This window comes from Pseudomonas sp. PAMC 25886, from assembly GCF_000242655.1.
Lineage (GTDB): Bacteria > Pseudomonadota > Gammaproteobacteria > Pseudomonadales > Pseudomonadaceae > Aquipseudomonas.
Genome location: NZ_AHHC01000084.1, coordinates 216,837 through 243,366 on the forward strand (window position 1 = coordinate 216,837; position 26,530 = coordinate 243,366).

General features: G+C 60.3%; 31 protein-coding genes and 1 tRNA gene. 14 read left to right on the forward strand and 18 right to left on the reverse strand.

All coding sequences use genetic code 11. The features are described from left to right. The first annotated feature begins 113 nt into the window (after positions 1-113). Positions 114-503, forward strand: coding sequence for a VOC family protein (locus MUM_RS0129225; RefSeq protein ID WP_010176560.1), 390 nt, complete (start codon positions 114-116; stop codon positions 501-503). A gap of 134 nt (positions 504-637) precedes the next feature. On the opposite strand, the gene MUM_RS1000000134655 is transcribed toward MUM_RS0129225, so the two are convergent. Further along, positions 638-784, reverse strand: coding sequence for a hypothetical protein (locus MUM_RS1000000134655; RefSeq protein ID WP_010176561.1), 147 nt, complete (start codon positions 782-784; stop codon positions 638-640). A 198-nt stretch (positions 785-982) separates the two neighbouring features. Between MUM_RS1000000134655 and MUM_RS0129235 the strand changes: the two genes are divergently transcribed. Both MUM_RS0129235 and MUM_RS0129240 read left to right on the forward strand, forming a co-directional pair. Next, positions 983-2,275, forward strand: coding sequence for an MFS transporter (locus MUM_RS0129235; protein ID WP_010176562.1), 1,293 nt, complete (start codon positions 983-985; stop codon positions 2,273-2,275). A 12-nt stretch (positions 2,276-2,287) separates the two neighbouring features. Next, a complete protein-coding gene (locus MUM_RS0129240) occupies positions 2,288-3,046 on the forward strand; it encodes a substrate-binding domain-containing protein (protein ID WP_010176563.1) in 759 nt (252 codons plus the stop codon). Here the strand turns inward: MUM_RS0129240 and MUM_RS0129245 are convergent. Beyond that, the gene (locus MUM_RS0129245; protein ID WP_029616148.1) at positions 3,038-3,940 is read right to left on the reverse strand and encodes a LysR family transcriptional regulator; all 903 of its coding nucleotides are present in this window, start codon (positions 3,938-3,940) and stop codon (positions 3,038-3,040) included. The genes MUM_RS0129240 and MUM_RS0129245 overlap by 9 nt on opposite strands. Positions 3,941-4,323: 383 nt before the next feature. On the opposite strand from MUM_RS0129245, the gene MUM_RS0129250 reads away from it, so the two are divergent. Genes MUM_RS0129250 through MUM_RS0129260 form a run of 3 tightly spaced genes read left to right on the forward strand, consistent with a single transcriptional unit; the run spans position 4,324 to position 5,896 of the window. Then, positions 4,324-4,605, forward strand: a complete 282-nt coding sequence (locus tag MUM_RS0129250; protein WP_010176565.1) for a ribbon-helix-helix domain-containing protein — start codon at positions 4,324-4,326, stop codon at positions 4,603-4,605. Beyond that, positions 4,602-4,916 (forward strand): type II toxin-antitoxin system RelE/ParE family toxin, encoded by a 315-nt coding sequence (locus MUM_RS0129255; protein WP_010176566.1) that lies wholly within the window; start codon positions 4,602-4,604, stop codon positions 4,914-4,916. The genes MUM_RS0129250 and MUM_RS0129255 overlap by 4 nt, the downstream gene beginning before the upstream one ends. 50 nt (positions 4,917-4,966) lie before the next feature. After that, positions 4,967-5,896 (forward strand): hypothetical protein, encoded by a 930-nt coding sequence (locus MUM_RS0129260; RefSeq protein ID WP_238535556.1) that lies wholly within the window; start codon positions 4,967-4,969, stop codon positions 5,894-5,896. Here the strand turns inward: MUM_RS0129260 and MUM_RS0129265 are convergent. The 4 genes from MUM_RS0129265 to MUM_RS0129280 all read right to left on the reverse strand — a co-directional run bounded on the left by MUM_RS0129265 (position 5,865) and on the right by MUM_RS0129280 (position 11,269). After that, positions 5,865-7,490 carry a methyl-accepting chemotaxis protein gene (locus tag MUM_RS0129265; protein ID WP_010176568.1) on the reverse strand — a complete coding sequence of 542 codons (1,626 nt, stop codon included), beginning with the start codon at positions 7,488-7,490 and terminating at the stop codon, positions 5,865-5,867. The genes MUM_RS0129260 and MUM_RS0129265 overlap by 32 nt on opposite strands. A gap of 179 nt (positions 7,491-7,669) precedes the next feature. Further along, positions 7,670-8,695, reverse strand: coding sequence for a histone deacetylase family protein (locus MUM_RS0129270; RefSeq protein WP_010176569.1), 1,026 nt, complete (start codon positions 8,693-8,695; stop codon positions 7,670-7,672). A gap of 11 nt (positions 8,696-8,706) precedes the next feature. Beyond that, the gene (locus MUM_RS0129275) at positions 8,707-9,936 is read right to left on the reverse strand and encodes a Zn-dependent hydrolase (protein WP_010176570.1); all 1,230 of its coding nucleotides are present in this window, start codon (positions 9,934-9,936) and stop codon (positions 8,707-8,709) included. Positions 9,937-9,958: 22 nt separating this feature from the next. Then, entirely contained in the window at positions 9,959-11,269 is a 1,311-nt protein-coding gene (locus MUM_RS0129280) for an MFS transporter (RefSeq protein WP_010176571.1), read from the reverse strand. 159 nt (positions 11,270-11,428) lie between these two features. On the opposite strand from MUM_RS0129280, the gene MUM_RS0129285 reads away from it, so the two are divergent. From MUM_RS0129285 to MUM_RS0129295, 3 genes are all read left to right on the forward strand, one after another. Further along, positions 11,429-12,370 carry a LysR family transcriptional regulator gene (locus MUM_RS0129285; RefSeq protein WP_010176572.1) on the forward strand — a complete coding sequence of 314 codons (942 nt, stop codon included), beginning with the start codon at positions 11,429-11,431 and terminating at the stop codon, positions 12,368-12,370. A gap of 112 nt (positions 12,371-12,482) precedes the next feature. Further along, positions 12,483-13,304, forward strand: coding sequence for an SDR family NAD(P)-dependent oxidoreductase (locus tag MUM_RS0129290; RefSeq protein WP_010176573.1), 822 nt, complete (start codon positions 12,483-12,485; stop codon positions 13,302-13,304). Positions 13,305-13,330: 26 nt separating this feature from the next. After that, positions 13,331-14,353, forward strand: coding sequence for an AraC family transcriptional regulator (locus MUM_RS0129295; protein ID WP_010176574.1), 1,023 nt, complete (start codon positions 13,331-13,333; stop codon positions 14,351-14,353). Here the strand turns inward: MUM_RS0129295 and MUM_RS0129300 are convergent. From MUM_RS0129300 to MUM_RS0129320, 5 genes are all read right to left on the reverse strand, one after another. Next, on the reverse strand, positions 14,343-14,957 hold the full coding sequence (locus tag MUM_RS0129300; protein WP_010176575.1) for a hypothetical protein: 615 nt from the start codon (positions 14,955-14,957) through the stop codon (positions 14,343-14,345). The two genes, MUM_RS0129295 and MUM_RS0129300, sit on opposite strands and share 11 nt — an antisense overlap. Before the next feature lie 104 nt (positions 14,958-15,061). Continuing rightward, entirely contained in the window at positions 15,062-15,829 is a 768-nt protein-coding gene (locus MUM_RS0129305) for an anti-sigma factor family protein (protein ID WP_010176576.1), read from the reverse strand. Continuing rightward, complete coding sequence (locus MUM_RS0129310) at positions 15,826-16,323, reverse strand: RNA polymerase sigma factor (protein WP_010176577.1); 498 nt, start codon at positions 16,321-16,323, stop codon at positions 15,826-15,828. Before MUM_RS0129310 ends, MUM_RS0129305 begins: the two co-directional genes overlap by 4 nt. 58 nt (positions 16,324-16,381) lie before the next feature. Then, positions 16,382-16,873: a tetratricopeptide repeat protein gene (locus MUM_RS0129315; protein ID WP_085989931.1), complete on the reverse strand. Its 492-nt coding sequence runs from the start codon at positions 16,871-16,873 to the stop codon at positions 16,382-16,384. 103 nt (positions 16,874-16,976) lie between these two features. Next, positions 16,977-17,534, reverse strand: a complete 558-nt coding sequence (locus MUM_RS0129320) for a cytochrome b (RefSeq protein ID WP_010176579.1) — start codon at positions 17,532-17,534, stop codon at positions 16,977-16,979. Positions 17,535-17,771: 237 nt separating this feature from the next. Here MUM_RS0129320 and MUM_RS0129325 point away from each other — a divergent pair, with 237 nt between their 5' ends. Both MUM_RS0129325 and MUM_RS0129330 read left to right on the forward strand, forming a co-directional pair. Next, entirely contained in the window at positions 17,772-18,074 is a 303-nt protein-coding gene (locus tag MUM_RS0129325; protein ID WP_010176580.1) for a type II toxin-antitoxin system HigB family toxin, read from the forward strand. 3 nt (positions 18,075-18,077) lie between these two features. Then, on the forward strand, positions 18,078-18,449 hold the full coding sequence (locus tag MUM_RS0129330; protein WP_010176581.1) for a helix-turn-helix domain-containing protein: 372 nt from the start codon (positions 18,078-18,080) through the stop codon (positions 18,447-18,449). 56 nt (positions 18,450-18,505) lie between these two features. Here the strand turns inward: MUM_RS0129330 and MUM_RS0129335 are convergent. The 5 genes from MUM_RS0129335 to dapA form a co-directional block, all read right to left on the reverse strand. Beyond that, positions 18,506-18,595, reverse strand: a tRNA-Ser gene (locus MUM_RS0129335). Between the two features lie 83 nt (positions 18,596-18,678). Beyond that, positions 18,679-19,392 carry a phosphoribosylaminoimidazolesuccinocarboxamide synthase gene (gene purC / locus MUM_RS0129340; protein ID WP_003211975.1) on the reverse strand — a complete coding sequence of 238 codons (714 nt, stop codon included), beginning with the start codon at positions 19,390-19,392 and terminating at the stop codon, positions 18,679-18,681. 28 nt (positions 19,393-19,420) lie between these two features. Further along, complete coding sequence (locus MUM_RS0129345; protein WP_010176582.1) at positions 19,421-20,179, reverse strand: MBL fold metallo-hydrolase; 759 nt, start codon at positions 20,177-20,179, stop codon at positions 19,421-19,423. Between the two features lie 4 nt (positions 20,180-20,183). Continuing rightward, positions 20,184-21,299: an outer membrane protein assembly factor BamC gene (gene bamC / locus MUM_RS0129350; RefSeq protein WP_010176583.1), complete on the reverse strand. Its 1,116-nt coding sequence runs from the start codon at positions 21,297-21,299 to the stop codon at positions 20,184-20,186. A gap of 17 nt (positions 21,300-21,316) precedes the next feature. Beyond that, positions 21,317-22,195: a 4-hydroxy-tetrahydrodipicolinate synthase gene (gene dapA / locus MUM_RS0129355; RefSeq protein ID WP_010176584.1), complete on the reverse strand. Its 879-nt coding sequence runs from the start codon at positions 22,193-22,195 to the stop codon at positions 21,317-21,319. 261 nt (positions 22,196-22,456) lie between these two features. Between dapA and MUM_RS0129360 the strand changes: the two genes are divergently transcribed. Then, positions 22,457-23,017 (forward strand): glycine cleavage system protein R, encoded by a 561-nt coding sequence (locus MUM_RS0129360; RefSeq protein WP_003172487.1) that lies wholly within the window; start codon positions 22,457-22,459, stop codon positions 23,015-23,017. Between the two features lie 10 nt (positions 23,018-23,027). Beyond that, positions 23,028-23,501 (forward strand): peroxiredoxin, encoded by a 474-nt coding sequence (locus MUM_RS0129365; protein WP_010176585.1) that lies wholly within the window; start codon positions 23,028-23,030, stop codon positions 23,499-23,501. 132 nt (positions 23,502-23,633) lie between these two features. On the opposite strand, the gene MUM_RS0129370 is transcribed toward MUM_RS0129365, so the two are convergent. Together MUM_RS0129370 and MUM_RS0129375 are read right to left on the reverse strand one after the other, a co-directional pair. Beyond that, entirely contained in the window at positions 23,634-24,704 is a 1,071-nt protein-coding gene (locus MUM_RS0129370) for an AI-2E family transporter (RefSeq protein WP_003211986.1), read from the reverse strand. A 40-nt stretch (positions 24,705-24,744) separates the two neighbouring features. Continuing rightward, the gene (locus MUM_RS0129375) at positions 24,745-24,984 is read right to left on the reverse strand and encodes a sulfurtransferase TusA family protein (protein WP_003211989.1); all 240 of its coding nucleotides are present in this window, start codon (positions 24,982-24,984) and stop codon (positions 24,745-24,747) included. Positions 24,985-25,079: 95 nt separating this feature from the next. Between MUM_RS0129375 and MUM_RS0129380 the strand changes: the two genes are divergently transcribed. Beyond that, positions 25,080-26,513, forward strand: a complete 1,434-nt coding sequence (locus tag MUM_RS0129380; protein WP_010176586.1) for a M48 family metalloprotease — start codon at positions 25,080-25,082, stop codon at positions 26,511-26,513. Positions 26,514-26,530 lie beyond the last annotated feature (17 nt).

Sequence of the window (26,530 nt, forward strand, 5' to 3'; positions counted from 1 at the left end):
TTCTTATGGCCCCAATATGTGATCACAAATCAAATATGTCAAATAGTTTCCCGTTGACCGTCCGTGCGACGCTGACTTTAATGACCCCTCTCTCAAGCAAGGACCGCTGAACCATGAAATTTGCCTACACCATCGTCTACGTCCCGGACGTGTCCGCATCCCTGCAATTCTTCGAAAAAGCCTTCGGCTTCAGTCGCCGTTTCCTGCATGAATCGGGGACGTATGGTGAGTTGGATACGGGCGGTACCACCCTCTCCTTCGCGGCGCATGAGTTGGGTGAGATGAACTTCAAGGGCGGGCACGTAGAAGCGCATGCTTCACGGCAGCCGCTGGGGATGGAGCTGGGGTTTGTGACTGAAGATGTGCCAAAGGCCCATGCCAGAGCGCTGGCGGAGGGCGCGACAGAACTGGCAGCGCCGAACACCAAGCCCTGGGGGCAGGTGGTGGCATATGTGCGGTGCCCGGACGGCACGCTGGTGGAGTTGTGTACGCCGATTCAGTGAATCGTACTGTGGCGAGGGAGCTTGCTCCCGCTGGAGTGCGAAGCGCTCCCAAAAATCTTGGGGCCGCTTCGCAGCCCAACGGGAGCAAGCTCCCTCGCCACAGCTTGCTCCCTCGCCACAGTGAAATGCACGCCTCAAGGCCTGAGCGGGCGCTCCTGATCGCGCTCCGACAGCTCCGTGCCATCGTCCGGATGCTTCCAGGTCTGCGGTTTTTCTTCCTCGCGAAGCTTCCTGGCCCGCTCCAGCTCCAACTCCTCGCGCTGCTTCTGCTCGTTACTCATACCCACCTCCCATCCGTAAGATTTGGACACACTGGGGAAGCATAGATGAGGGAGCGGTTTTGTGTGAGCCCGCCGATTGATAACTGCAGCGCATCAATGCATGTAAACAACTCACTTATCATTTCTAAATGTGTCAGCCACTATCCGCGGTCTTAAGCGAAACAAGCACTTTAAAAAGAACGCTGGAGACACAAAAAAATGCAAAACCCTTCACGGCCTGACTCTGCCCGCTCCAAAGTCGGCGCGGTCTTTCGCGTCACCTCCGGCAACTTTCTCGAACAGTTCGACTTCTTTCTGTTCGGCTTCTATGCCACCTATATCGCTGCCGCCTTCTTCCCTGCCGCCAATGAGTTTGCGTCATTAATGATGACCTTCGCCGTATTCGGCGCGGGCTTTCTGATGCGTCCACTGGGGGCCATCATCCTCGGTGCGTACATCGATGATGTGGGCCGTCGCAAAGGCTTGATCGTGACCCTGGCGATCATGGCCAGTGGCACCCTGCTGATCGTGCTGGTGCCGGGCTATCACACCATTGGTTTGTGGGCACCGCTGCTGGTGCTGATGGGCCGTCTGTTGCAAGGCTTCTCGGCCGGCGCAGAACTGGGCGGCGTGTCGGTGTACCTGGCCGAAATGGCCACCCCGGGCCGCAAGGGTTTCTACACCAGCTGGCAATCGGGCAGCCAGCAGATCTCCATCGTGGTCGCTGCCGCCCTGGGTTATGGCCTGAACCAATGGATGGAACCGGCCGTGGTTGCCGATTGGGGCTGGCGCATTCCGTTCGCCATCGGCTGCGTGATCATCCCGTTCATCTTCGTGCTGCGTCGTAACCTGCAGGAAACCGAAGAGTTCGCCAACCGCAAGCACCGCCCAACCATGCGCGAAGTGCTGGCCACGCTGGTGAAGAATTGGACCATCGTGATCGGCGGCATGATGATGGTGGCAATGACCACCACCGCGTTCTACCTGATCACCGTCTACGCGCCGACCTTCGGCAAAACCGTGCTCAACCTGACCACTTCCGACGCCCTGCTGGTGACCTTGCTGGTGGCCGTGTCGAACTTCATCTGGCTGCCCATCGGCGGCACCCTGAGTGACCGTTTTGGCCGCAAGCCCGTGCTGATCGCCATGACCACCCTGACCGTGCTTACCGCCTACCCGGCACTGTCCTACGTCGTAAATGCACCAAGCTTCGCCCACATGCTCGAAACCCTGCTGTGGTTCTCCTTCCTCTACGGCATGTACAACGGCGCCATGATCCCGGCCTTGACCGAAATCATGCCGGTGGAAGTGCGCGTGGCGGGCTTCTCCCTGGCCTACAGCCTGGCGACCGCGATCTTCGGTGGGTTCACCCCGGCGATTTCCACCTGGTTTATCCACGAGACGGGCGACAAGGCTTCGCCCGCCTACTGGCTGATGTTTGCCGCGCTGTGCGCCCTGTGCGCAACGTTCGCGCTGTATCGCCGTGCCAGTGCCCGCCTGCAAGTCGCCTGAGGAGCCACGCCGATGAAATCCCTGTTGAAAACACTGGTGGCACTGGCGATCGGTTCCGTGGCGATGGTTGCCCACGCTGAAGCGCTGAAAGTCATGACCTCAGGCGGCTTCACCGCTGCCTACAAGGTGCTGGGTGCGCAATACGCGACACAGAGCGGCGACACCCTCGACACCATCCTCGGCCCGTCGATGGGCAAGGCGCCGGAAGCGATTCCCAACCGCCTGGCCCGTGGCGAACACGCCGACGTGGTGATCATGGTCGGCTACGCGCTGGATGAGCTGATCAAGCAAGGCAAGGTCGACAAGGCGTCCCGCGTTGAGCTGGCGGATTCGCGCATCGGCCTGGTGGTCAAGGAAGGTGCGGCCAAGCCCTCGATTGCCACCGATGCCGAACTGAAGGCCGTACTGACCAACGCCAAATCCGTGGCGTATTCAGACAGTGCCAGCGGCGTCTACGTCGAAAAGGAACTGTTCAAGAAACTCGGCATGCCGTCCAAGGGCACCATGATCGAACGCATCCCGGTGGCCTCCCAGGTGGCCAAGGGTGATTACGAAGTGGGCTTGCAGCAGGTCTCTGAATTGCTGCCGATTCCGGGCGTGACCTACGTCGGAAAAATCCCTGAAGACGTGCAGTCCGTCACCCGGTTTGCCGCAGGCATTCCGGTGAACGCCGAGCACCCGGCGCAGGCGAAAAAGCTCCTGCAATTCCTCGCCTCGCCCCAGGCGCAACCGGTGGTGCAATCCACCGGCCTGGACTCGGTGTCACACTGACCGAAACGGCATCTCCCGCGTCAACCGCTCCAGTTCCAGTGCCGCCGGCGTCAACGTACGCCCGCGGCGCTTGATCAACCCCACATTACGCACCACCTCCGGCTCCACCAGCGGCACACTCATCAGAATCGGGTGCTCGCCCGCCGGCATCGCAATCGACGGCACCATCGCCACCCCAAGCCCCGCCTCCACCAGCCCGATCATCGTGGTCACGTGATGGGTTTCGCAGATGCTTTGCTTCTTCACCCGCACACCGCGCAGGGCCTGATCCAGGAGGAAGCGATTGCCTGAGGTCTTGTCCACGGTGATGTAGTCGTGCTCGTACGCCTCGGCCCACGTCACACTGGCCCGGTCCGCCAATGGATGTTCCCGGCGACAGGCCAGCACATAACGCTCCTGCAACAACAGCTCGAACTCCACCCCGTCGGCCAGGCTGCCACTGAAACTCACGCCGAAATCTGCCTCGCCACTTTCCACCGCCGCACACACCTCGCCCGCACTCGCGTCCAACACCCGCAGGCGAATCTTCGGATAGAGCTTGTGGAATTCGGAGATCACGTGGGGCATGAAGTAGTACGCGGTGGACGGCACACAGGCGATGGTGACGTTGCCCATGCGGGTTGAGGCCACGTTGCTGATGCCCATCAGGGCGATGTCCAGGTCATCGAGCATGCGCTCGACTTGGGGCAGGAACGCGCGACCGACCATGGTCAGGCTGACCCGGCGCGTAGTGCGTTCGAAGAGTTTGACGTCAAGGGCGGATTCGAGCTTCTCGATGCGCCGGCTGAGGGCCGGCTGGGAGATACGGATGGCTTCGGCCGCCGCACGGAAACTGCCCTTGTCTACGACGGCACGGAAGGCTTGGAGGTCGTTGAGGTCGAAGTTGATGATCACGAGGGCAGCCATTGGTTGATCAGATGTGGCGGGCATTATCGTATGGGGGCCGGCGGGATGCTATTGGCGCGATCCACCTACTCGGGATCAGCCAATAGCCCTGCAGAAAATATGCGGTCATACATATCAGACGGGAATTAGCGCTGGTGAGAAACGGAGGCCCTGAAAAGCGTCAATACTGACAACCTCAAATTTCGTTCTTACTCCTTAGGCCCGTTATGGAAAAGTCTTTGACGATGGATTACCCCACCAATATCTGCACGAAACAGGCGGCACGCTGCTTAGTCCAGGAGATACCAACGGCTCACACTGGTCAGTTATCGCTTGCAACACGCCCATCGTTGGGTAGGATTAAATCCTACCCAGCAAAAGCGGACGCCACCATGCGCTCAACCCAGCAAATGAGCATCACCTTGCCGATTGAGATGGCCGCACTCGTCAAAGCCAAAGTGAGCACCGGCGAATACGCCAGTGAAAGTGAAGTCATACGCGATGGGCTACGCGCCCTGCTGGCACGTGATCGCGCAATGGAGGACTGGCTTCGGGATCAGGTGATTCCGGCAGCCGCCGCTCTCAAAGCGGATCCCGGTAGCGCGTTGTCTGCCGCCCAGGTCCGCGAACAGATGGCAGCCAAACGCAAACAGAAAGGCACTCGCAAGCCGTGAGCTACACAGTAGCTTTTTCACCCAAGGTAGTAGCGCAACTCGAAGAACTTGAAGACTACATCACCCAGGCCGGCTCACCCATCGTCGCTGCGCGCTATGTAGATGCCATCATCACTTATTGCGAAAACCTGTCCCTTTTTCCCCAGCGTGGGACCAGCCGTGAGGATTTGTCACCCACTCTGCGTACAACTCACTATCGGCACGCCACGATCATCGCTTTTACAGTGGATGCCGACACGGAAACGGTATCGATTCTAGGGGTGTTTTACGGAGGGCAAGACCATGCGGCCCTCTTGCAGGATAACGATTAACTTCAGCTCCACTCTTTTCCATTCCCCCATACCTACCGGCAACGCAATCAATGGATAAAACAATAAAAAGGACTTCAAGCCCGGCCTCTCTCTATCGCACGCTTCGACCAGGGTTGTGGCTACTGGGTTCGCTCTGCTTTGCCGCTTTGGGCTTCTTCGCCTGGCAAAGTTTCTACCCGGTCAGCGCTGCCGATGACTGGAGTGTTCAAGTAGTCCACCGCGACGTGGAAAAGGCCGCATCACTGATGCCGATGCCCGACGGCTCACTGATGGTCAGCCAGGAGTTGAGCGACGGGCTTGGCAGTATCGTGCGCATTCTGCCGGACGGAAAACGTGAGCTGGTGGTAGGCAATCTATCCAAGCCCGATGGCATGGTCGCCACTCAGGGCGGTTGGGTGTTCAGCCAGGAAGTGGATGGAGCACCGGTCAGCTTTCTCAAGGACGGCGTGGTCACCGAGCTGTTCAAGGGAGAAAGCGTGCAAGGGCTGTGGGACGACGGCGAGTACCTCTACGCCATCGAAGACCGCAAGGTCGGGGCCCGGATCCTGCGCTATCACTGGCGCGACAAGACATTGAGCGTCGTGCGTGACCAACTCAGCGAAGGCGAGTCGATCGTTCGCTGCACGGATGGGCGCATGCTCTACACGGAAAAGAAGAAAGGCGTGGTGCGGGAACTGACCGACGACGGCAGCGATCCGGTGGTACTGAGCCAGCTGAACAAACCCACCTTCCTGATGTGCGATGAACGCGGGTTATGGATCAACGAGGATTCCACACACCGCGCGCGTTTACTGTTGATCGACAAGCAAGGGCGCCAGCAGACGATTCTGTCTTTCCTGAAGGCCCCGCAGTCGATTGTGCGTACGACGAAGGGAACCTACCTGGTGGCCGAAGGTGGCCGTAACCGTGTCCTGGAATTGGTGCCGTCCCTGGCACGGGTAAACCCCGTTACAGCTGAAACCGCGCCACCGCCTCATTGAGCGACACGGCCAAACGCGCCAGCTCATGGCTCGACCCGTTGATCTGCCCCGCTCCGGAGGACGATTGCGCGGACAGGTCACGAATATTGACGATATTACGGTCGACCTCTTTGGCCACTTGGGCCTGCTCCTCGGCAGCACTGGCGATGACCAGGTTGCGCTGGTGAATCTGATCGATGGAGTCGGTGATCTGGCTCAACGCGCCACCGGCCCCTTCGGCCAGGACCAAGGTTTCACTGGCGCGCTGGGTGCTCGACTGCATCGACGTCAATGCCTCGCTGGAACCCGTGCGCATCGCGCTGACCATCTGGTCGATCTCCAGGGTCGATTGCTGCGTACGATGGGCCAACGCACGCACTTCGTCGGCCACCACTGCAAAGCCACGCCCGGACTCACCGGCACGCGCGGCCTCGATGGCGGCGTTCAGGGCCAACAGGTTGGTCTGCTCGGCGATGGAGCGAATCACGTCCAGCACCTTGCCGATATCCCGCGACTGATCGGCGAGGTTTTGCACCAGGCTTGAGGTTTCACCGATGTTGGTACTCAGCGCCTGAATCGCGCTGACCGTTTCGCCGACGCGCTGCTGGCCGTCGCGGGCCGTTTCATTGGAGAGCCGGGTGGATTCGGAAGTGGAGACAGCATTACGCGCCACCTCATCGGCCGCCGAGGTCATCTCGTTGACGGCGGTGGCGGCTTGCTCGATTTCCGCGGTCTGCTTTTGCAGGCTGCGGCTGCTCTGGTCGGTAATGCCGTTGAGGTCGGTGGCAGATGCCGCCATCTGCCCGGCCGACTGGCGAATCAGTTGCAGGGTACTGCGCAGGCTGCCCTGCATGGTCTGGAGTGCCACGAGCAGGCGCGTCACTTCGTCGTCGCCGGTGACTTCAACGGTCTGGGTCAGGTCGCCTTGGGCGACGTTTTCTGCGGCGCGCACCGCGTGGTTCAGCGGGCCGACAATGCTGCGCGTCAGCAACCAGGCCAGGGCCACGGTGCTCAACGCCGCCAGCAGCACGAAACCGAAGACCATCGTGCGCGAGCGGCTGTACTGAGATTCGGCCGTCTGGCCCTGCAGGTTTATCTGGGCGTTGTAGTAGTCGGCCAGGGCATTGAGCTGATTGCCGGAACCGTCGACCACGGTTTTCATGTCCACCAGCAGCAACTTGTTCAGCTCGGCGGTCTGTTGCTTGTCAGCGAGGATGAACGACTGCGTGAGACCTTGCTGATATTGACGCAGGGAAACCTGGAACTGATCGTAGAGATTGCGTACCTCAGGGGTATCAATCACCGCATTGAGGTCGGCCAGTTTCTTAGCCAAGTCCTGGCTACGGGTGTCCATCTGGCTGCGGTATTGCGCGATGCTCGCCGGATTGGAATCAAGGGCCATGCGCAGGGAAATGGTGCGGATGCGCAGCATGATTTCGCGAATATCCGAGACCAGGCGCATTTTCGGCACCAGGCCGCTTTCAACCTGCACGGCGCTTTCGCGGATGCTCGCCATGTTCGAGAGCGCAAAGAACCCCAGTAACGCCACGAGCAAGGCAATCAAGGCAAAACCGAGACCCGCACGGCGGGCGATGGACAGATTGCGGAGCGACATGGCGATTGTTCTCATTATTGGCATACGACATCGTATGACAGAGTTTCGGCCAGGCGGGGCGGGACTTGAGGGGGGTCGACCAGAAGTTAACAGATAAAAATTATCGACCTAAAAGGCCCACGGGGCGGACGCGCCTTGAATGTATTTTCAAGGCAGTCCGGGACCCTTTATTCAGCAGCTTATTTCGACCATGCCCGCGCACTTTCAAAAAACGCCTGCGCATTACTGTCCAGTGTCTCCAGGTGATACCCGCCCTCCTGCACGATCACACACGGCAGCCCCAACCCACGAATACACTCACCCAGCCGCACAAATCCTTCCCGCGTCACCGCCACTTTGCTTTGCGGGTCCAGTTCGTAGATATCGAACCCCAGCGACAACACCAGCACGTCCGCCGAGAACTCCTTCACCGCCTTCAACGCCAGCTCCAGCTTGTCAAAGAAGACCGCCTCGCTGGCACCATGCGCCATTGGCAGGTTGAGGTTGAAGCCTTCACCCGCATCAGTGCCGCGTTCTTCGGCAAAGCCTGCGACGCCGGGATAGAAATTGGTCGGGTCGCCGTGAATTGACACGTACAGCACGTCATCACGGTCGTAGAAAATCTCCTGGATGCCCTGCCCGTGGTGCATGTCGGTATCGAGCACGGCGACGCGCTCGAATCCATCGCGCAACGCCTGCGCCGCAACCGCGGCGTTGTTGATGTAGCAGAACCCACCGGCCGCGTCGAAGCGGGCGTGATGACCCGGCGGGCGGCACAGCGCATAGGCTGCCGGCGCGCCGTCGAGGATGTCTTTAGCCGCAGCCACTGCGCTTTGGGCCGACCAGTAGGCCGAACGCCAGGTGAGTTCGCCAATCGGGCAACTGCCGTCGGCGAGGTAGCGCGCCGCCTGGGCGAGAATGCCGCGCAGGGCGTTGGGTTCACGCACGAAGATGTTGGACATGACTTCGTCGCCCCAGTCTTCGGGGATCTCCTTCCAGCGCTGGTGGGCTTCCTGGAGGAAGGTCAGGTAGGCGGCACCGTGCACGGCCAGCAGAGGATCGAGGCCGTGGTCGTGCGGTTGGTGGATGTCGAAGCCCAGGGTTTGTGCGGCCAGCAGCAGATTGCGGGCGCGCTCGGGGACTTCCTGCGGGGTGCGCATCTGGCCGCGGGAGTAGTAACTGCGGGGATGGTGCAGGAGTTGTTCGGGATGGAAAAAAGTACGCATGGAATTTCTCCTTACTGAGCCTGGCCGGCGCGTTTCAACACGGCATTGAGCAGTACATCGGTGCCCTGGCGAACATCCTCGGGCAGCACGTCTTCCGCTTCGTTATGACTCAAGCCACCCACGCACGGGATGAACACCATCGCCGTCGGGCAGAAGCGCGCCAGGTGGATGGCGTCGTGGCCGGCACCGCTGACGATGGATTGCTGGGCATAACCCAATGCATCCACCGCCGACTGCACGCACGCCACACACTCGGCATCAAACGGCGTCGCCGGGCTGATCCAGTGCGGGCTGACGGTGACGCTCAGGCCTCGCTGGGCGGCGATGTCCTGCAGGCGGGTACGCACGTGTTGCTCCATGGCGTCGATGTCGGCGTCACGGTGGTGGCGCAGGTCGACGGTGAAATTCAGCAGGCCGGGAATGGTGTTGCGCGACGATTTGGCGATGCTCAATTCACCCACCGTCGTCAGGCCTTCCGGCGCAAAATCGGCCGCCATGTTTTCCAGTGACTGGATCATCTGTGCGGCGCCGTACAGGGCGTCTTTGCGCAGCGGCATGGGCGTGGTCCCGGCATGGGCGGCCATGCCTTCCACACGCACGTCGAGCCAGCGGATCGCCTGGCCGCCGGTGACCACGCCAATGCTCTTGGCGTTGTCTTCCAGAATAGGACCTTGCTCGATGTGCGCTTCAAAATACGCATCCACCGCACCGCCCAACGGGCGTTCGCCGTGATAGCCGGTGCTGCGCAACGCCTGCGCCACGCTGACACCGTCGACATCCCGGGTGGCCAGCGCCTTATCCAACGCCAAGGTGCCGGTGAACACCGCCGAGCCGAGCATGGCCGGGGTAAAACGGGCGCCCTCCTCGTTGGTCCACACCGCGATTTCCAGCGGCTTGCGGGTCTGGATGCCGTGGTCGTCGAGGCTGCGGATCACTTCCAGTCCGGCCAACACACCATAGACGCCATCAAAGCGCCCGCCTTCGGGCTGGGTGTCGAGGTGGCTGCCCATCATCACCGGCGCAGCGCCGGTGTCGGTTCCCTCCCGGCGGGCGAACAGGTTGCCGATGGCATCGACGCTCAAGGTCAGCCCGGCGTCTTCACACCAGCGGCTGAACAGCGCGCGGCCTGCCTGGTCTTCGGCGCTCAACGCCAGGCGGCAACTGCCACCGCGCGCCGTGGCGCCGATCTCGGCCATGGCCATCAGGCTGGCCCACAGGCGCTCGCCGTTAATCTTCAACATACACATTCTCCGATCAAACTCATCAAGCCATTTCAAGACGGTGCGCGGTGGCGTGGCGGCGGGACAACGCGAGTACGCACACCAGCGAAATCGCAGCAATCGCGCTGTAGAACACAGCCATCGGCCACCACTGGCCCTGGTATTCATGGGCCAGCCAGGTGCCGATCAACGGCGTGAGGCCACCGGCCAGCGCGCCACACACTTGGTAGGCCAGGGAGATGGCGGTATAGCGCACACGGGTTTCGAACAGGCCGCTGACGAAGCCGGCGATCACCGCATAAAACGAGGCCATGCACACCACAGCCAGGGCGATACCGAGGATGATCAACGGCGCCTGGCCGCTGCTGACCAGCACGAACATCGGGTATGGCGACGCCATTGCCAGCAGCGTCATGGCACACAGAAAGCGCGTCGCACCGACCTTCTCCGCCACCCAGGCCGCCAGCGGCTGAACACAGAACTGGATGATGGCCACCACAAACAGGCACTCCAGAATCAACGAGCGCGGCAGGTTAAGTTGCTGGGTGCTGTAGGCAATCATGAAGGTGTTGGTGAAATACACGCCGGCAATGCCCAGCGTGTTAGCGCCGATGCACAGTAACAATGGGCGCCAGGAAGTCCTCAGCACCTCGATCACCGGGGCCTGATCCTGGGTGATGGCCCGGGCTTTTTCCGCCCTGGCTTTGTCTTCCAGGAACTCGGGGGATTCGTTGACACCCAGGCGGATCGCCAGCCCGACGATCAACAACAGCGCGCTGGCCAGGAACGGCACGCGCCAGCCCCAACTGAGCAGGTCGGCTTCCGGCAAACGGGTCACGGCACTGAACGCCAGCAACGACAGAATCAAACCCGCCGGGCTGCCCAACTGCGCAAAGGAGGCAAAGAAGTTGCGACGACCTTTGGGCGCATGTTCGCCGGCCATCAGCACTGCCCCACCCCACTCGCCACCTACGGCAATGCCCTGCACCACCCGCAGCAGCACCAGCAATACCGGTGCCGCGACGCCGATCTGCGCGTAGGTCGGCAACAGCCCGATACACACCGTCACCACGCCCATCATCACCAGGGTAATCACCAGGGATTTCTTGCGACCGATACGGTCACCGATATGCCCAAACACAATGCCGCCCAACGGCCGGGCGAAGAAGCCCACGGCAAAGGTGCCGAAGGCGGCCATGGTGCTGAACAGCTTATCGTCGGAAGGGAAAAACAGCTGGCCAAACACCAGCGCAGCGGCGGTGGCGTAGATGTAAAAGTCGTACCACTCAATCATGGTGCCGATGAAGGCGGCGGCCGCGGCACGGCGAGGCTGCGGCGAAGCGGATGGCTTCATGGGGTTGGCTCCTTTGGTTATTTTTTTGGCAGGAGAAAGGTCTGGCGCATGCGCTCTGATGGCGCTAAGTGAGGGTGATTTTTCGTCTCGGCGCTATGATTAGTCAATTTTCTATTTATTATTCCAATTATAAATCTTGCTTATTATCGAGCTGTCGCCATGTCTGAAAACCGCCGCGATGTTCACCCGCTGCTCAACGACCGCCTGGACTGGAACCTGCTGCGCACCTTCCGGGTGATCGGCCAGGAGTTGAGCATCAGCCGCGCCGCCGCGCGCCTGCACCTGACCCAACCGGCCATCAGCCAGGCGCTCAAGCGCCTGGAAGAACAGCTCGACTGCCAGCTGATTGCCCGTCGCGGCCCACGCTTTGTGCTGACCGAGGCCGGCGAGCAGATATTCGCGATTGCCGGCGAGATGTACGGCCAGGTCTCGCAGATGAGCAACGCCCTGCAAAAACCCGGCGACGAGGTGCTCGGCAAGGTGCGATTGCTGATGATCAGTCGGATCAATTCCGACACCTTTGATGACTTTCTCGCCGACTTCCATCGCCAGCATCCCAGGGTCGACCTGGACGTGGAGGTGATGCGCAGCTCTGACATCGTCGCCGCATTGCTGGAGAAAACCGCAACCCTGGGCCTGAGCCTCAATCGCCGGCCACAACCCCGCCTCGAGCAGCACCTGTTTCTACGCCAGCGGTATGCATTCTTTTGCGGGCGGCATCACCCGTTGTTCGGCCGCACCGGCTTGGCGGAAGGCGATTTGCAGTCGGAAAATTTCGTGAGTTTTACCAGCGACCAGATCGGCGGGATGCTCTCGCCGTTGACGATTTTCCGCGACCAGCAAGGCTTCAGCGGGCGCATCGTGGCGTCGTCCTCCAGCCTGGAAGAAGTGCGGCGGTTGGTGATCGCCGGGTTTGGCCTGGGCTGCCTGCCAATTCATGTGGTGGCCGAGGACGTGAAGAACGGGTTGTTATGGCGTTTGCCGCCGGACGAGGGCATTACCGACGTGGATATCCACCTGCTGTGGAACCGCGAGCAGAAGATGAGCCGGGCAGAGACGGTGTTTATCGAGAGCCTCTCGGCGCGACTCGCCGCGGAATAAATGGCGTAATTTGCAAGTCACTTGGCGCCCTCTTGCTAGTGTATGAAAACGGCCCGTCCACCATCATTCGTTCACAGGTTGCTCCCGTTGTCTCAAACGAAGAGGTGTTCGAATGTCCAAAATCTGGTTTATCACCGGCAGTTCCCGTGGCCTTGGCCGCTCGATTACCGTGGCCGCACTGCGCGCCGGTGATCGTGTAGTCGCCACCGCGCGCAATCCCAAGCAGTTGGATGACCTGGTGGCCGAATATGGTGATGCGGTTTATCCCGTCGCGCTGGATGTCACCCACAACCAGCAGGTGCTGGAAGCGGTAGACGCTGCGGTGAAACATTTTGGCCGCCTGGATGTGGTGGTCAATAACGCTGGCTACGGTGATCTGGCTTCGGTGGAAGACGTAACCCTGGAGGATTTTTCGGCGCAGATCGACACCAACTTCTACGGTGTGGTGCACGTCAGCAAGGCGGTGGTGCCGGTGCTGCGCGCCCAGGGCAATGGGCATATCTTTCAGGTGTCGTCGCTGGGTGGACGTATCGGCATGGCAGGCCTGGCCGCATACCAAAGCGCAAAATGGGCCGTCGGTGGTTTTTCCACGGTGCTGGCACAGGAAGTCACGCCCCTGGGCATCCAGGTAACCGTGCTGGAGCCGGGCGGCATGCGCACGGACTGGTCGGGCACCTCGATGACGATTCCCGCCATCAGTGAGCCCTACCAGCAAACCGTCGGTGCCCTGGTGGAATTGCTCAACTCACCCGGCATCCTGCCGACCGGCCCGGACCGGGTTGCCGAAATCGTGCTGGAGCTGGCACTGAACAAAGACGCCCCGCTACGCTTGTTGATCGGCAGCGATGCCGTGCAATACGCGGCCCGGGCAGCGGCAGACTTGGCCGAGTCGGATAAAAAGTGGCATGACCTCAGTGTGTCGGCCTCGGATTAATCTCACGATTTAAAAGAAGGTGCTGCATGCCTGACGCGACACAACCCCGTTTCAACATACCGGACGTGTTTTGGCTGGCCCTGAAAAGCGTCGGGCTGGAGCCATCGGTGGTGTTGCGTCAGGCGCGCTTGCCCATGACCCTGCATATCCGCGAGCGGCGCGACCGGCGGCAGGTGACGACGCTGGAGTTCTTTCGCCTGTGGGAGGCGGTGCGGGCGCTCAACCCTGATCCGGCCGTCGGAATCCTGCTGATGACCCGCCTTGAGGTCACCGCGCTTCCACCGTCCAGCTTTGCCGCCTTTATCGCCCGGGATTATCGGGATGGCCTGCACCGCCTCGCCCGCTTCAAGCAACTGTGCACGCCTGAGCGCCTGCTGGTTTGCGAGGATGGCCGCAGGTGCACGGTGACCATCGAATGGCTGCACACGCCTGAGCCGCCACCACCGCTGTTGGTGGACGCGGCGTTTGCCACGTTTGTGGAGTTGGGCCGGCGGGGTTCACGGGCGCAGATCACTCCTCTGAACGTTGAACTGGCTCGCCCGGACGACGGCAGCACCGTACTGGCGGAGTTTTTCGGCTGCCCCGTGCGCTTTGGTGCCGAGCGCAATGCGCTGGTGCTGGATGCCGCGGATCTGGATCGCCCCTTTCCTGGATACAATCCGCAAATGCTGGACATGCTGAACCCGGGCCTGGTGGCGGCGCTGGCCGAAGCATCGGCACCGGCCAGCATCTGCCATCAAGTCAAGATCACCCTCAAACGCATTCTGGCCAGTGGCCGCCCCGAGATGATCGAAGTCGCGCGGGAATTGGGCATGAGCGAACGCACATTGCAGCGGCGCATTACCGAGGCCGGCAGCAGTTTTCGGCAACTGATGCTGGAGACCCGCCAGGAAGTGGTGCGCCATTTGCTCACCGAGCCGTCTATCGAAATAGACGAGATCGCCTGCCTGGTCGGCTATGAAGACACCAACTCGTTTTATCGGGCGTTTCGCTCCTGGGAAGGCACGACGCCGGCTCGGTGGCGGGCGCAGCAACCTCCTACGTATTGATAAACGCCGGCTGCTTGCACAGGGTCAGGTTGTTGAGGTGCTCGTTGATGTCGAGCTTTGACGAGCCAATATCGAATTGGTAGTAGACCTTCCACGACATCGCCGCCCGGTTGCCCGTGGTGCAGAACTTCATCAGCTTGGCCTTGCAGGTGGCCTCGTAGAACGTGCCCGCCAACATGCGCGCCGGGCTGGCGCCGGGGTCCTTCGACTGGCAGGGACAGTGGGACAGGAATACCTCGGCTTTGGCCGGCGGCCGGCCGCGCAGGCTGACGAAGTTTTGCACGCACTCGTCGAAATGCTCGATCAACAACTCTTCTGCGTGGCGGCTTTCGACGTCTACGCCGCGCTGCGCCACCAAGGCTTGGGCGACCGGCAACATCGACCGATACGAATCCTGGTGCTCAGACGCGGTCAGCGTCCTGTTTAATAGCTGCGCATGCAGTTTCAATTTGTTGCCCACGGCACTGTTGGCGACTTGCTCGCGCGATTGCCGGCTAATGAACACGTAGTACCGCGCGCCCTCCAGGCTCAGTACCAAGCCAATCGCACTTGGGCGCTCACGAAGCGGAAGCGCTTCTTTGAGTGTGTCTCGGTAAACCAGCATGGGCCTCTCCCTCACCAATCGATAAACCCGAATCAACAGGACGCAAGATTCGGACAGGTACGTTGGTAAACAGTCAGGGGGCCGGGTTTATTCCACCCCGGTGACTATACGGCCAGGGTCTTTTCAGCACTGCGCGCCATGATCTGCAAATCTTCAAACGGGTTTCTGCCAATCAACATGAACGCATGGGTTGGGCTGGACCAAAACACCACGTTCATGCCACGGCGCTGCTCAGTGGCCATGGGCGCGGCGCCCTTTTTCGCCGCCGTGATGCACAGCGCCAAAGGACCGTGGCGCGGGTCGAGGTAGGTCAATTGGCCGATCAGTACACCGTCATAATCGAGGATTTGTGCGCGCCTGAACTCGGCGCCCGGCAGGCTGATTGCCTCAGGGCTCAGCGGCAGGCCGAGTTGGCGCCCTACCGAATTCAGTTGAGCGAGATGGGAGCCAGGGTCGGCGCTGAGGTTCTCCAGGGTCCGGGGCGTATACAGCGCCATGTATTCGGCGACCGAGGTGCGCCAGCCCGAACCAGGCTCAGGCCGGGACCATGCCATGAACAGTCGATCAGCGACCACGCCGGCCACCGCAAAGCTTGCCGCTACCGCGAGAAACCTGCGTCGACTCAGGGCCGGTGTGTGTGCCGGCGGCAAGGCGTCGAGCATCGCCTGCAAACGCTCTGCAGGGGCTTGGTCGAGAACCGAATCGAACGCTGATTTGAACGACAACTGCCCGCGCTTGAGCTGCTCGACGCGGGCCGTCACGGCGGGATCGATCCCCAGCAGGTTATCGATAAGCTGGCACCGCTCGGGGTCCAGCTCACCGTCGAGATAAGCCACCAGCAGTTCATCCGACGGTAGGGTCTGTTGAGTCATCGTCGTTCTCCGCTCGATTTATCCAGCAGGCCGCTTGAGTGCGCCGTTTCAGCCAGCCTCAAGCGCGCAGCAGCCAGCCGGCTCATCACCGTTCCCACGGGGATGTGCAGGACCTCGGCAATTTCCTTGTATGAAAGCCCTTCGACATAGGCCAGAAACACCGTCTCCCGCTGGGCTTCGGGTAGCGCATTGACGCGTTTGATGACCTGCGCGGCCAGCACCTGGTCCTGAGCCTGGGTTTCGCCGTCGAACGACAACTCCTCCTCCGCGTCGACAAATCCCTGGCCCTGTCGTACGCGCTGCGAGCGCAGTTCGTTAAGCCAGATCGTATGCATGATCGTCAGCAACCAGCGGTCGAGCCGCGTGCCGGCCACAAACTGGCCCGCACGCTCCAGCGCACGCACGCAGGTGGCCTGCACCAAGTCATCCGCCACATGCTTTTGTCGCGACAGCACCAAGCCGTATCGCCATAAACGCGGCAACAGCAGGCTCAACTCACGGCGTAACTCAGCGTCTTGGGTGATGGCGGTCTCCCGATCTTTCGCTCACGCGTCAAGCCTGAGGTGCGGCGGCGATGGCTTCGGCCAGGTCTTCGTACTCTTCGCAAGTGGTGCTGCACAAGGCTTTGATTTTCACCAGTTGCTCCTGGGCCAGGTCTACACGGCCCTTGATCACATAGGCTTCGCCGAGGTATTCGCGCACCTGGGCGTAGTTGGGGTCCAGCGCCACGGATTTGAGGTAGTAGCTGATGCCTTCATCGGTGCGACCCAGCTTGCGGGTGGCGTAGCCGCGGTAGTTCAAGGCCTTGGCCGTGTTCGGGTTTTGCAGGGTGTCGAGCAGTGACAGGGCTTCTTCGTAGCGCCCGTCTTTGGCCAGGCGATAGGCGTAATCGGTGCGGTCGGCGTCCGAGGTGGCCTTGCTTGTCTGCAATACGCACTTGCCGGTCTTGGTATCCCAGACCTGGCCTTTGGGGCAGTTGGGCTTGGGCGGCGCCGATTCGTCACCGGAAGCGTGGACCTGGCCGGCCAGTAGCGCGGCGGCCATACAGGCTCCGAAGAACAAGGCAGTGCGATAACCAACGGCGTGTTCGTGGCGACTCTTCATGGCGTTCATGCTCCGTAACAATAGGGAAAGTACCGCAGCAAACTCAGTGTTGAAGATCGCCCCGAGGGCCGGGCAGCATGCGGCGCAGCGTGCTGTCGCGCTGGATGTAGTGATGCCACAGCGCGGCACAGGCATGCAGCCCCGCGAGCACGATGATCGCCCAGGCGACGTTGTTGTGCAGGCCACCCAGGGTGCCCCGCAATTCGTGATCTATCACAAACGGCGCAGGCACCGGGAACAGTCCAAAAAAGTTGAAGGGCTCGCCCTGGGCCCAGCGGAACAGGAAGCCGAGGATGACTTGCGTGAGTAATAACAGGTATAGACAGCCGTGGGCGATTTTGGCGGCCACGTTCAGCGCCGGGTGCGTATCGGCCTTTGGATGATTGCCGCCGAACAGGCGCCAGAGGATACGTGCAGCAATCAGCACCGCCATCGCGATACCCAGGGAGATATGCACGGATTGCAGGCCTTTGCGCAGTGGCGTGCCTTTTTCCAGGTTTTCCCAGATGTGGGCGCTGGCGAACATGAAGATCACCAGGGCAGCGGTCAGCCAGTGGAAGGTGCGAGTCAGGCGGTCGTAGCGGTCGGTGGGGATGTTCATGGGCGCTTCCTGGGTGGTCTGTGTGGTGAACACCGCAGTGGCGGGAGTTATTCGGTCGTGAGTGAAAGTTTATGTGAGAGCGACCGAATACAACGCTTCTTGGGCTGGGAGGAAAACACCCAGAAACCAAATCACTCGCCTGCCACTTCGCGTTTTATGGGACTTACGGCTTATCTGAACATCACCCATCGGATGAAACGCACTTGAACAAGTCCCATGCTGGGACTAGGATCTTTAATGAGAATTGTCGCTGTCAGCCAACTAAAGACCTTTTGGCAAAAACGCCCGGATGCAGAGCAATCATTCCTCGCCTGGATTGATGAGGTCAAAAAATCAGACTGGAAGACCCCGGCTGATATCAAGGCTCAGTTTCGTCACGCCAGTGTTCTAAAAAGCCGCAGGGTCGTGTTCAACATCAGAGGTAACGACTATCGGCTCGTGGCTGCCGTGGCTTATCGCTACGGCGCCCTCTATATCAAATTCGTCGGTACGCATAAGCAGTACGACGTCATTGATGCTGATACCGTTGAAATGGAGTAAGCCATGAATATTCGCCCTATCCACACCGAGCAAGACTACCGGGACGCGCTGAAGGCTGTATCGCCCTTGTTCGACAATGAGCCTGAACCCGGCACACCTGAAGGCGACTATCTTGATGTGATGATTACGCTAATTGAAGTCTACGAAGCGAAGCACTTCCCGGTGGATTTGCCCAACCCGGTGGATGCCATCCGTTTCAGAATGGAGCAGTCGGGGCTATCGGCAGCTGACCTGGTACCTGCTATTGGCCGACAGAATCGGGTTTATGAGGTACTGAACGGAAAGCGGGCTCTTACGCTGCCGATGATTTGGAAGTTGCATGAGATGTTTGGGATTCCGGCAGAAAGCCTGATAAAGCCAGTAAAGATTGCTTGAGATCAGAAACGAAAAAGCCCCGTAGTTTATTCAACTACGGGGCTTTTTCTATGTAATGGCGGAGAGATAGGGATTCGAACCCTAGGTACCGGTGAAGGTACAACGGATTTCGAATCCGTCCCATTCGGCCACTCTGGCATCTCTCCAACGGCGCGCATCATAACAGCCTGTTTCGTGGAAGCAAAGCGCCTAAGCGATTTTTTTCCGTGCTATCAGATGCTTGCGTCGATTACAGCGGTACGCCAAGACGGTTGGCGACTTCTTCGTAGGCTTCGATGACGTCACCGAGGCCCTGGCGGAAGCGGTCTTTGTCCATCTTCTTGCGGGTGTCTTTGTCCCACAGGCGGCAGCCGTCCGGGCTGAATTCGTCGCCCAGGACGATGGAGCCGTCGTGGAACACACCGAATTCCAGTTTGAAGTCCACCAGCAGCAGGCCGGCGTCGTCGAACAGTTTGCTCAGGACGTCGTTGACCTTCAGCGACAGTTCTTTCATGCGAGCCAGTTGCTCAGCGGTGCCCCAACCGAATGCCACCACGTGGGATTCGTTGATGAACGGGTCGCCCTTGGCGTCGTCCTTCAGGAACAGTTCGAAGGTGTAAGGATTGAGCTTGAGGCCCTCCTCCACGCCCAGACGCTTCACCAGGCTGCCGGCGGCGTAGTTACGTACGACGCACTCGACCGGGATCATGTCGAGCTTTTTCACCAGGCATTCGTTGTCGCCCAGCAGTTTGTCGAATTGGGTCGGAATGCCGGCCGCCTCGAGTTTCTGCATGATGAAGGCGTTGAACTTGTTGTTCACCATGCCTTTGCGGTCGAGCTGTTCGATGCGCTTGCCGTCGAACGCCGAGGTGTCGTTGCGAAACAGCAGGATCAAGCGGTTGGCGTCGTCGGTCTTGTAAACCGATTTGGCTTTGCCGCGGTAGAGTTCTTCACGTTTTTCCATGATGGGCTCCGCTTGCTAAGTAGGTGGGCTAGGCGATGTGTCGCCAGTCGAGCCCTGAATCTTGATCGGCCAGTTGCAGCCAGTCCGGGTCGCACCCAAGGGTGTCGACAAAACATTGCCGGGCCAGCTGCGGCAGGTTGTTCTTGCTGCTCAGGTGGGCCAGGACCAGGTGTTGCAGGTCTTGCCAGCCCAACTCATACACCAGGTACGCCGCCTGGTGGTTGTTCAAATGTCCAAACTGCCCGCCGACCCGCCGCTTGAGAAAGGCCGGGTAGTGACCCCGCGCAAGCAGGTCACGGCAGTGGTTGGACTCGATCATCAATGCATCGAGGTCGCGGTAACCGTCCAGCACCTTGGCGCAGTAGGAACCCAGGTCGGTGAGCAGGCCGAAGCGCCGTTCACCGTCACTGAATACGTATTGCGTCGGTTCCTGGGCATCGTGGGCCACGGCAACTACATCGATGCTCAAGGCACCGACCTGCAATTGCTCGCCACCAGCCAGCAAACCCGCGGGTTCAATCGGTTTGCGCATCCCGCGCAAGGTACCGCGGCTCAGGTACACCGGAAGATTGTAGCGCCGAGACAGCAAACCCACGCCATGCACGTGGTCGGCATGTTCGTGGGTCACCAGAATCGCACTCAGCTGCGAGGGGTGAACCCCCAGGCGCAGCAGGCGCCGCTCGGTTTCCCGCAGGGAGAAACCACAATCCACCAGGACGTACGTGTCGTCGTGGGCTACTAGCGTGCCGTTCCCTTGGCTACCGCTGCCGAGAACGGCAAAACGCATCGGATCAGCCCAGGTTGTCCTGAATCACGCCCAACACTTTGCGCGCCACATCAGCCGGCGCCACAGTATTGATGTTTTTCTCGACGGTCACTTGCACGCTGTCGCCAACCTTGCTCAAACGAACCTGGTAACGCTCGGCGCGGGTCTCGATCTCTTCCTTGGTCGGCTTGCTGCCGAACAACTTGCTGAAGAAACCTGGCTCGTCGTCTTTCTTCTCGGCTTTTTCGGCCAGGTTGATGTAGTACAGGCCCAGGCTGCGGTTGATGTCTTCAACGCGCCATTCGCCGTGTTCCAGCGCGCGGCCGACACTCGACCAGGCACGGTCCAGGTCTTCACCCAGGTTGAGCACGACGTTGCCGCTGCCGTCTTCGCTGAGGCTGACTCGGCTTGGTGTGTCAAAGCTGCCGGCGGCGAGCAGGGAGACGGAACCGCCCTTCTCGGAGATACGGCTCATGCTGGCGAGCATTTCGTCGACCAGGGCAGCGTCCACGCCGGTGTTGACCGAGCGCGGGGTGAAGTCGACGTTGGCGGTGCTGCCGGCAGGACGCTCGGCGCTGACCACGTAGACTTCACTGGTGTTGCGTTGCACGCCTGGCTCGATACGCACGCGGATGCGGGCTTCGCTGTCATTGGCTACGCCGCCGGCTTGCAGGCGCTTGGCCATGGAGGCCGACAGTTCGCTGGTGTGCTGCCACGCGGTGGTGAATTCACCGGTCTGCGGGCGTTGTTCGTCAATGCGGAAACCGTTGTCCTGGAAGAACTGCACGGCCACCGGCCAGACTTCGGCAGGTGGGCGCTGGGCCATGACCCAACGGGTGTCGCCGCTCTTCTGCAGGCTGTAGTCGCTGGCATCGGCCACGGCCGACAGCGGCTGTGGACGCGGCACTTCGTATTCACCCTTGAAGGTGTCGTCGGCTACGTTGCGCGGGATCGGCAGCAACGGGTCAAGGCGCTTGGCGACATTGACGTCCGACGGCAATTTCATCGGGGCGGTTTGTTGGGCTTCCAGGTAATCGCTACCGCGGTCGCGGAAGTAGCCTTCCGGGCCCCAGATCCAACCGCAGCCACTGGTGCTGGAGATAATCAAGGCAAGTGCGGAAAGTCCGGCCAATCGCTTCATGCGTAGTGCTTCCTCAATTAAACCAGGACGCCGGACTGGCGCAGGGCCTGTCGCAGCGGTTCGTGACAGGCTTCGCTGAGCCAGGTGAGCGGCAGACGGATACCGTCCGGCATCAGGCCCATCTCATGCAGCGCCCATTTCACGGGGATAGGGTTGGATTCGATAAACAGGGTTTTGTTGAGCGGTGCCAATTGCTCATGGATCGCCCGGGCCTTGACCGCATCACCGGCAATGGCAGCGGCACACAGCTCGCTCATGGCGCGCGGTGCGACGTTGGCAGTCACCGAGATGTTGCCTTTGCCGCCCAGCAGGATCAGTTCGACAGCAGTGGCGTCGTCACCGGAATACACCAGGAAGTCGCTGCTGACGCCGGCCAGGATGTCCTTGGCGCGTTGCAGGTCACCGGTGGCTTCCTTGATACCAATGATGTTCGGTACGGTGGACAGGCGGATCACGGTCTCGGCTTTCATGTCGCAGGCGGTGCGACCGGGTACGTTGTAGAGGATCTGCGGGATGTCGACCGCTTCGGCAATGGCGCGGAAGTGCAGGTACAGGCCTTCCTGAGTCGGCTTGTTGTAGTACGGCGTCACCAGCAGGCAGGCGTCGGCGCCGGCTTTCTTGGCGTTGCGGGTCAATTCGATCGCTTCGCGGGTCGAATTGGCGCCCGTGCCGGCGATCACAGCGATACGCCCTGCAACGCGCTTGACCACGAACTCGATCACTTCGATGTGTTCTTCCACATCAAGCGTGGCCGATTCACCTGTGGTGCCGACCGCCACGATGGCGTTGGTGCCCTCTTGCAGGTGGAAGTCCACCAGTTTGCCCAGGCTGTCCCAGTCGAGATTACCTTGTGCATCCATGGGTGTGACCAGTGCCACCATACTGCCCGCAATCATGCAACCGCTCCTGCCGGAAAAAGAGAGCGGTAATGGTACTGGCGCCAAGATGCTTGTACAAGCGAAGTACCGTCTGAGGATGCGTTCTGGATCAACTTAGTTCGCAGCAACGCCATCATTGGGCCAAAGCGGGGTTTGATGAAGCTGATTACGTAATGAAAACGCCACCTCCTAGCCCTTGGCGATGGTTTTCGCTACCCTTCATCCTTTGATTGATACCGCTTTCATCGTATCGACCGCTCATCGCTTTAGGAAGGCTGCATGTCCACCCCCACAGTCCGCGAACAATTCCTTGTCATCAGTGCCCTTGGCGCCAACCCCATGGAGCTGACTAACGTCCTGTGCCGCGCCAGCCATGAAAACCGCTGCGCCGTCGTGACCTCCCGCCTGACCCGCCATGGCGAGTGCAGCGCGCTGGTCCTGCAGATTTCCGGAACCTGGGATGCCCTGGCCCGCCTCGAGACCGGCTTGCCGGGCTTGGCCAAGAAGCATGACTTCACGGTCAACGTGGTGCGCAGTGCGGCCCTGGAGAACCGTCCTCAGGCCCTGCCCTACGTTGCCTATGTCAGCTCGGCCTACCGCTCGGACATCGTCAACGAGCTGTGCCAGTTCTTTATCGATCACAACGTCGAGCTGGAAAACCTGACCTGCGACACCTATCAGGCCCCGCAGACCGGCGGCACCATGCTCAACGCCACCTTTACCGTGACCTTGCCGGCCGGCGTGCAGATCAGTTGGCTGCGCGACCAGTTCCTGGATTTCGCCGATGCCCTGAACCTCGACGCACTGATCGAGCCATGGCGCCCACAGAACCCAATGTAAGGAAGTTTTCATGGCAGTAGTCATCGACAAACCGGTAGCCGACTTCGAAGCCCAGGCCACCAGCGGGCAGACCTTCAGCCTCGCCGGGCTCAAGGGCAAGCAAGTGGTGATCTACTTCTACCCGAAAGACAGCACCCCGGGCTGCACCACCGAAGGCCAGGGCTTTCGTGACCAGCACGCAGCGTTCGAGGCCGCCAACACCGTGGTGTTTGGCGTGTCCCGGGACAGCGTGAAGTCCCACGAGAACTTCAAGGCCAAGCAGGCATTCCCCTTTGAGCTGATCAGCGACAAGGACGAAGCGGTTTGCCAGCTGTTTGATGTGATCAAGCTGAAGAAGCTGTATGGCAAGGAATACCTGGGCGTTGATCGCAGCACCTTCCTGATCGACAAGGATGGCGTGCTGCGCCAGGAATGGCGTGGTGTGAAAGTGCCCGGCCATGTGGACGCTGTATTAGCAGCGGCGCAAGCGCTGAACAAGGCTTGATTCACTTGCTGGCGTTGGAATAGCTATCGCAGGCAAGACAGCTCCCACATGTGATCGTCGTTCGACATCACAACTCAGTCAATGTGGGAGCCGAGCTTGCCCGCGATGAGGCCTGCACCGGCACCACAACTATCAGAGTAATGGCGCTACAACGGGCTCCTGCCGCGGCCAGGCATCCAGCACTGCCTTGAACAGCGTCGCCAGGGGAATCGCAAAGAATACCCCCCAGAAGCCCCACAACCCGCCAAACAACAACACCGCACAGATGATCGCCACCGGATGCAGGTTCACCGCCTCGGAGAACAGCAATGGCACCAGCACGTTGCCATCCAGCACCTGGATAATACCGTACACCGCCATGAGGTAGATGAACTGATCACTCCAGCCCCACTGGAACAGCGCGATCAGCATCACCGGCACCGTCACCACCACCGCGCCAACATAGGGCACCACCACTGAAACGCCGACCAGCAGCGCCAGCAGTGCTGCATAGTTCAGCCCCAGTGCGACAAAGCCGATGTAGGTGACCCCACCGCAGATGAAGATCTCGATGACCTTGCCACGGATGTAGTTGGCAATCTGCCGGTTCATTTCCTCGGCGACCCGGGTAATCAATGCCCGTTCACGCGGCAGGTAGCCGCGCACCCAACGACCGATCATCTCGCGGTCCTTGAGGAAGAAAAACACCAGGATCGGCACCAACACCAGGTAGATCATGATGTTGACCAACAGTGGCAAGCTCGAAAGGGAAAAGGTCAGCGCCCATTGTCCAAACTTTCCGATTTCGCCGCGCGCCACTTCAATCGCCTGCAATACCTGCTCGTCCGACACCAGGTGCGGATAGCGCTCGGGCAACAGCAAGAGCAGCGACTGCCACTTGGCGAGCATGCCCGGCAGCTCGTTGAACAAGGTGATCAACTGATGCCACAACAAAGGCACCACGATCACGATAAACACCAGTAACAGCCCCATGAACAAGGCAAACACCAGGCCCACCGCTGCCCCACCTGGCAAGCGCAGGCGCTCCAGAATGGAGACCAGGCCTTGCATCAGGTACGCCAGCACCATCCCCGCCAGTACTGGCGCCAACATGCCGCCCAAGGTGAGCACGGCCGTAAAGGCGAGAAACAGCAGGACGGCCAGCACCACGGCTTCTTCGTCGGAGAAGTAGCGCTGAATCCAGTCACGTAACACTTTGAACATCAATAAACCTCAGGCGATAAGGACAGCACGTTCAAGCGATTCAGGCCTTGCGCAACCAGTAACGATAGACGCCCGCTTCGTCTTCTTCATGCAACAGGGTGTGGCCGGCCAGCTTGGCAAATGTACGGAAATCCCGCTGGGAACCCGCGTCTGTGGCGATCACCTTGAGCACCGCGCCGCTGGCCAGCCGGTTGAGTTCCAGCTTGGCCTTGAGCAAGGGCAGCGGACAGTTAAGGCCACTGGCATCCAGTTCGGCATCGAAGGCTACAGCGTCGGTCATGGTTTTGCTCCGGGTGGGCGTCGGGGGCGCTTAGAATATCTGGTCCGAAGCTCAGTGTCCGGCTACAGTAAGCTCTTTGTCGAAAGGCTTTGTGCATGACTTTTTTGCGCCCTACCCTGCTGACGCTGGCTTGCCTGCTTGCCTCTCCAGGCTTCGCCGACGACCTGCCGTCACTTGGCGACGCCAGTTCTGCCATTGTCTCGCCAAAACAGGAATACGATTTGGGTCGGGCATGGCTCGCCTACCTGCGTGGCCAGGTCTCGCAACTCAACGACCCGCAACTCAAGGATTACGTCGAAACCAGCGTTTACAAACTGGTGGAGACCAGCCAGGTCAATGACCGGCGCCTGGAATTCATTCTGATCAACAGCCCGCAACTCAACGCGTTTGCCGCACCAGGCGGCATCGTCGGGGTCAACGGCGGCCTGTTTCTCAATGCCCAGACCGAAGGCGAATATGCCTCTGTGCTGGCTCACGAACTGGCTCACTTGTCCCAACGCCACTTCGCCCGGGGCGTGGAAGCGCAGCAACGCATGCAAATCCCGATGATGGCTGCGCTGCTCGGCGGCATCATTGCCGCTGCCGCGGGTGCAGGCGATGCGGGCATTGCCGCGATTGCCGGCAGCCAGGCCGCCGCCATCCAGGAACAACGTCGCTTTTCCCGGCAAAACGAGCAAGAGGCTGACCGTATCGGCATCCTCAACCTGGAGAAGGCCGGCTACGACCCGCGCTCCATGCCGACCATGTTTGAGCGCTTGATGCGCCAGTACCGCTTTGACGCCAAGCCGCCAGAATTCCTGCTGACTCACCCGGTCACCGAATCGCGGATCGCAGACACCCGCAACCGCGCGGAGCAAGCCAAGCCGGGCGGTATTGAGGACAGCCTGCGCTACCAACTGATCCGCGCTCGTGTGCAGTTGTATTACGAAGACACTCCGGGCCTGGCAGCCAAACGCTTCCAGGCTCAGCTGGATGAAAACCCGAAAAACGATGTGGCGCGTTATGGCCTCGCCATCGCCCAGATCAAAGGTGCGCAATTCAACCTGGCCCGGGAAAACCTGAAGCCGCTGCTGGCCAAGGCGCCCAACGACATCACCTACAACCTGGCGCAGATCGAGTTGGACATGAGCAACAATCGCCTGCCGGATGCCCAGCAGCGTACGGACCGGATGTTGACGCAATATCCAGGCAACTACCCGCTGAATCAGGTTCGGGTGGATCTGCTGCTCAAGCAAAGCCGCACCGCTGACGCGGAAAAAGCCCTCGAAGGCCTGCTTAAATCACGCACCGACGATCCGGACGTCTGGTATCAGGTCGCGGAAACCCGGGGGTTGTCGGGCAATATCATCGGCCTGCATCAGGCCCGCGCCGAGTACTTCGCGCTGGTAGGGGACTTCAAGCAGGCCATTCAACAACTGGACTTCGCCAAGCGTCGCGCCGGCAGCAACTTCCCGCTTTCGTCACGTATCGATGCACGCCAACGTGAACTGATCGATCAGGAACGCATGATCAAAGACATGATGGGCTAAACCTTACAGCCACAAAA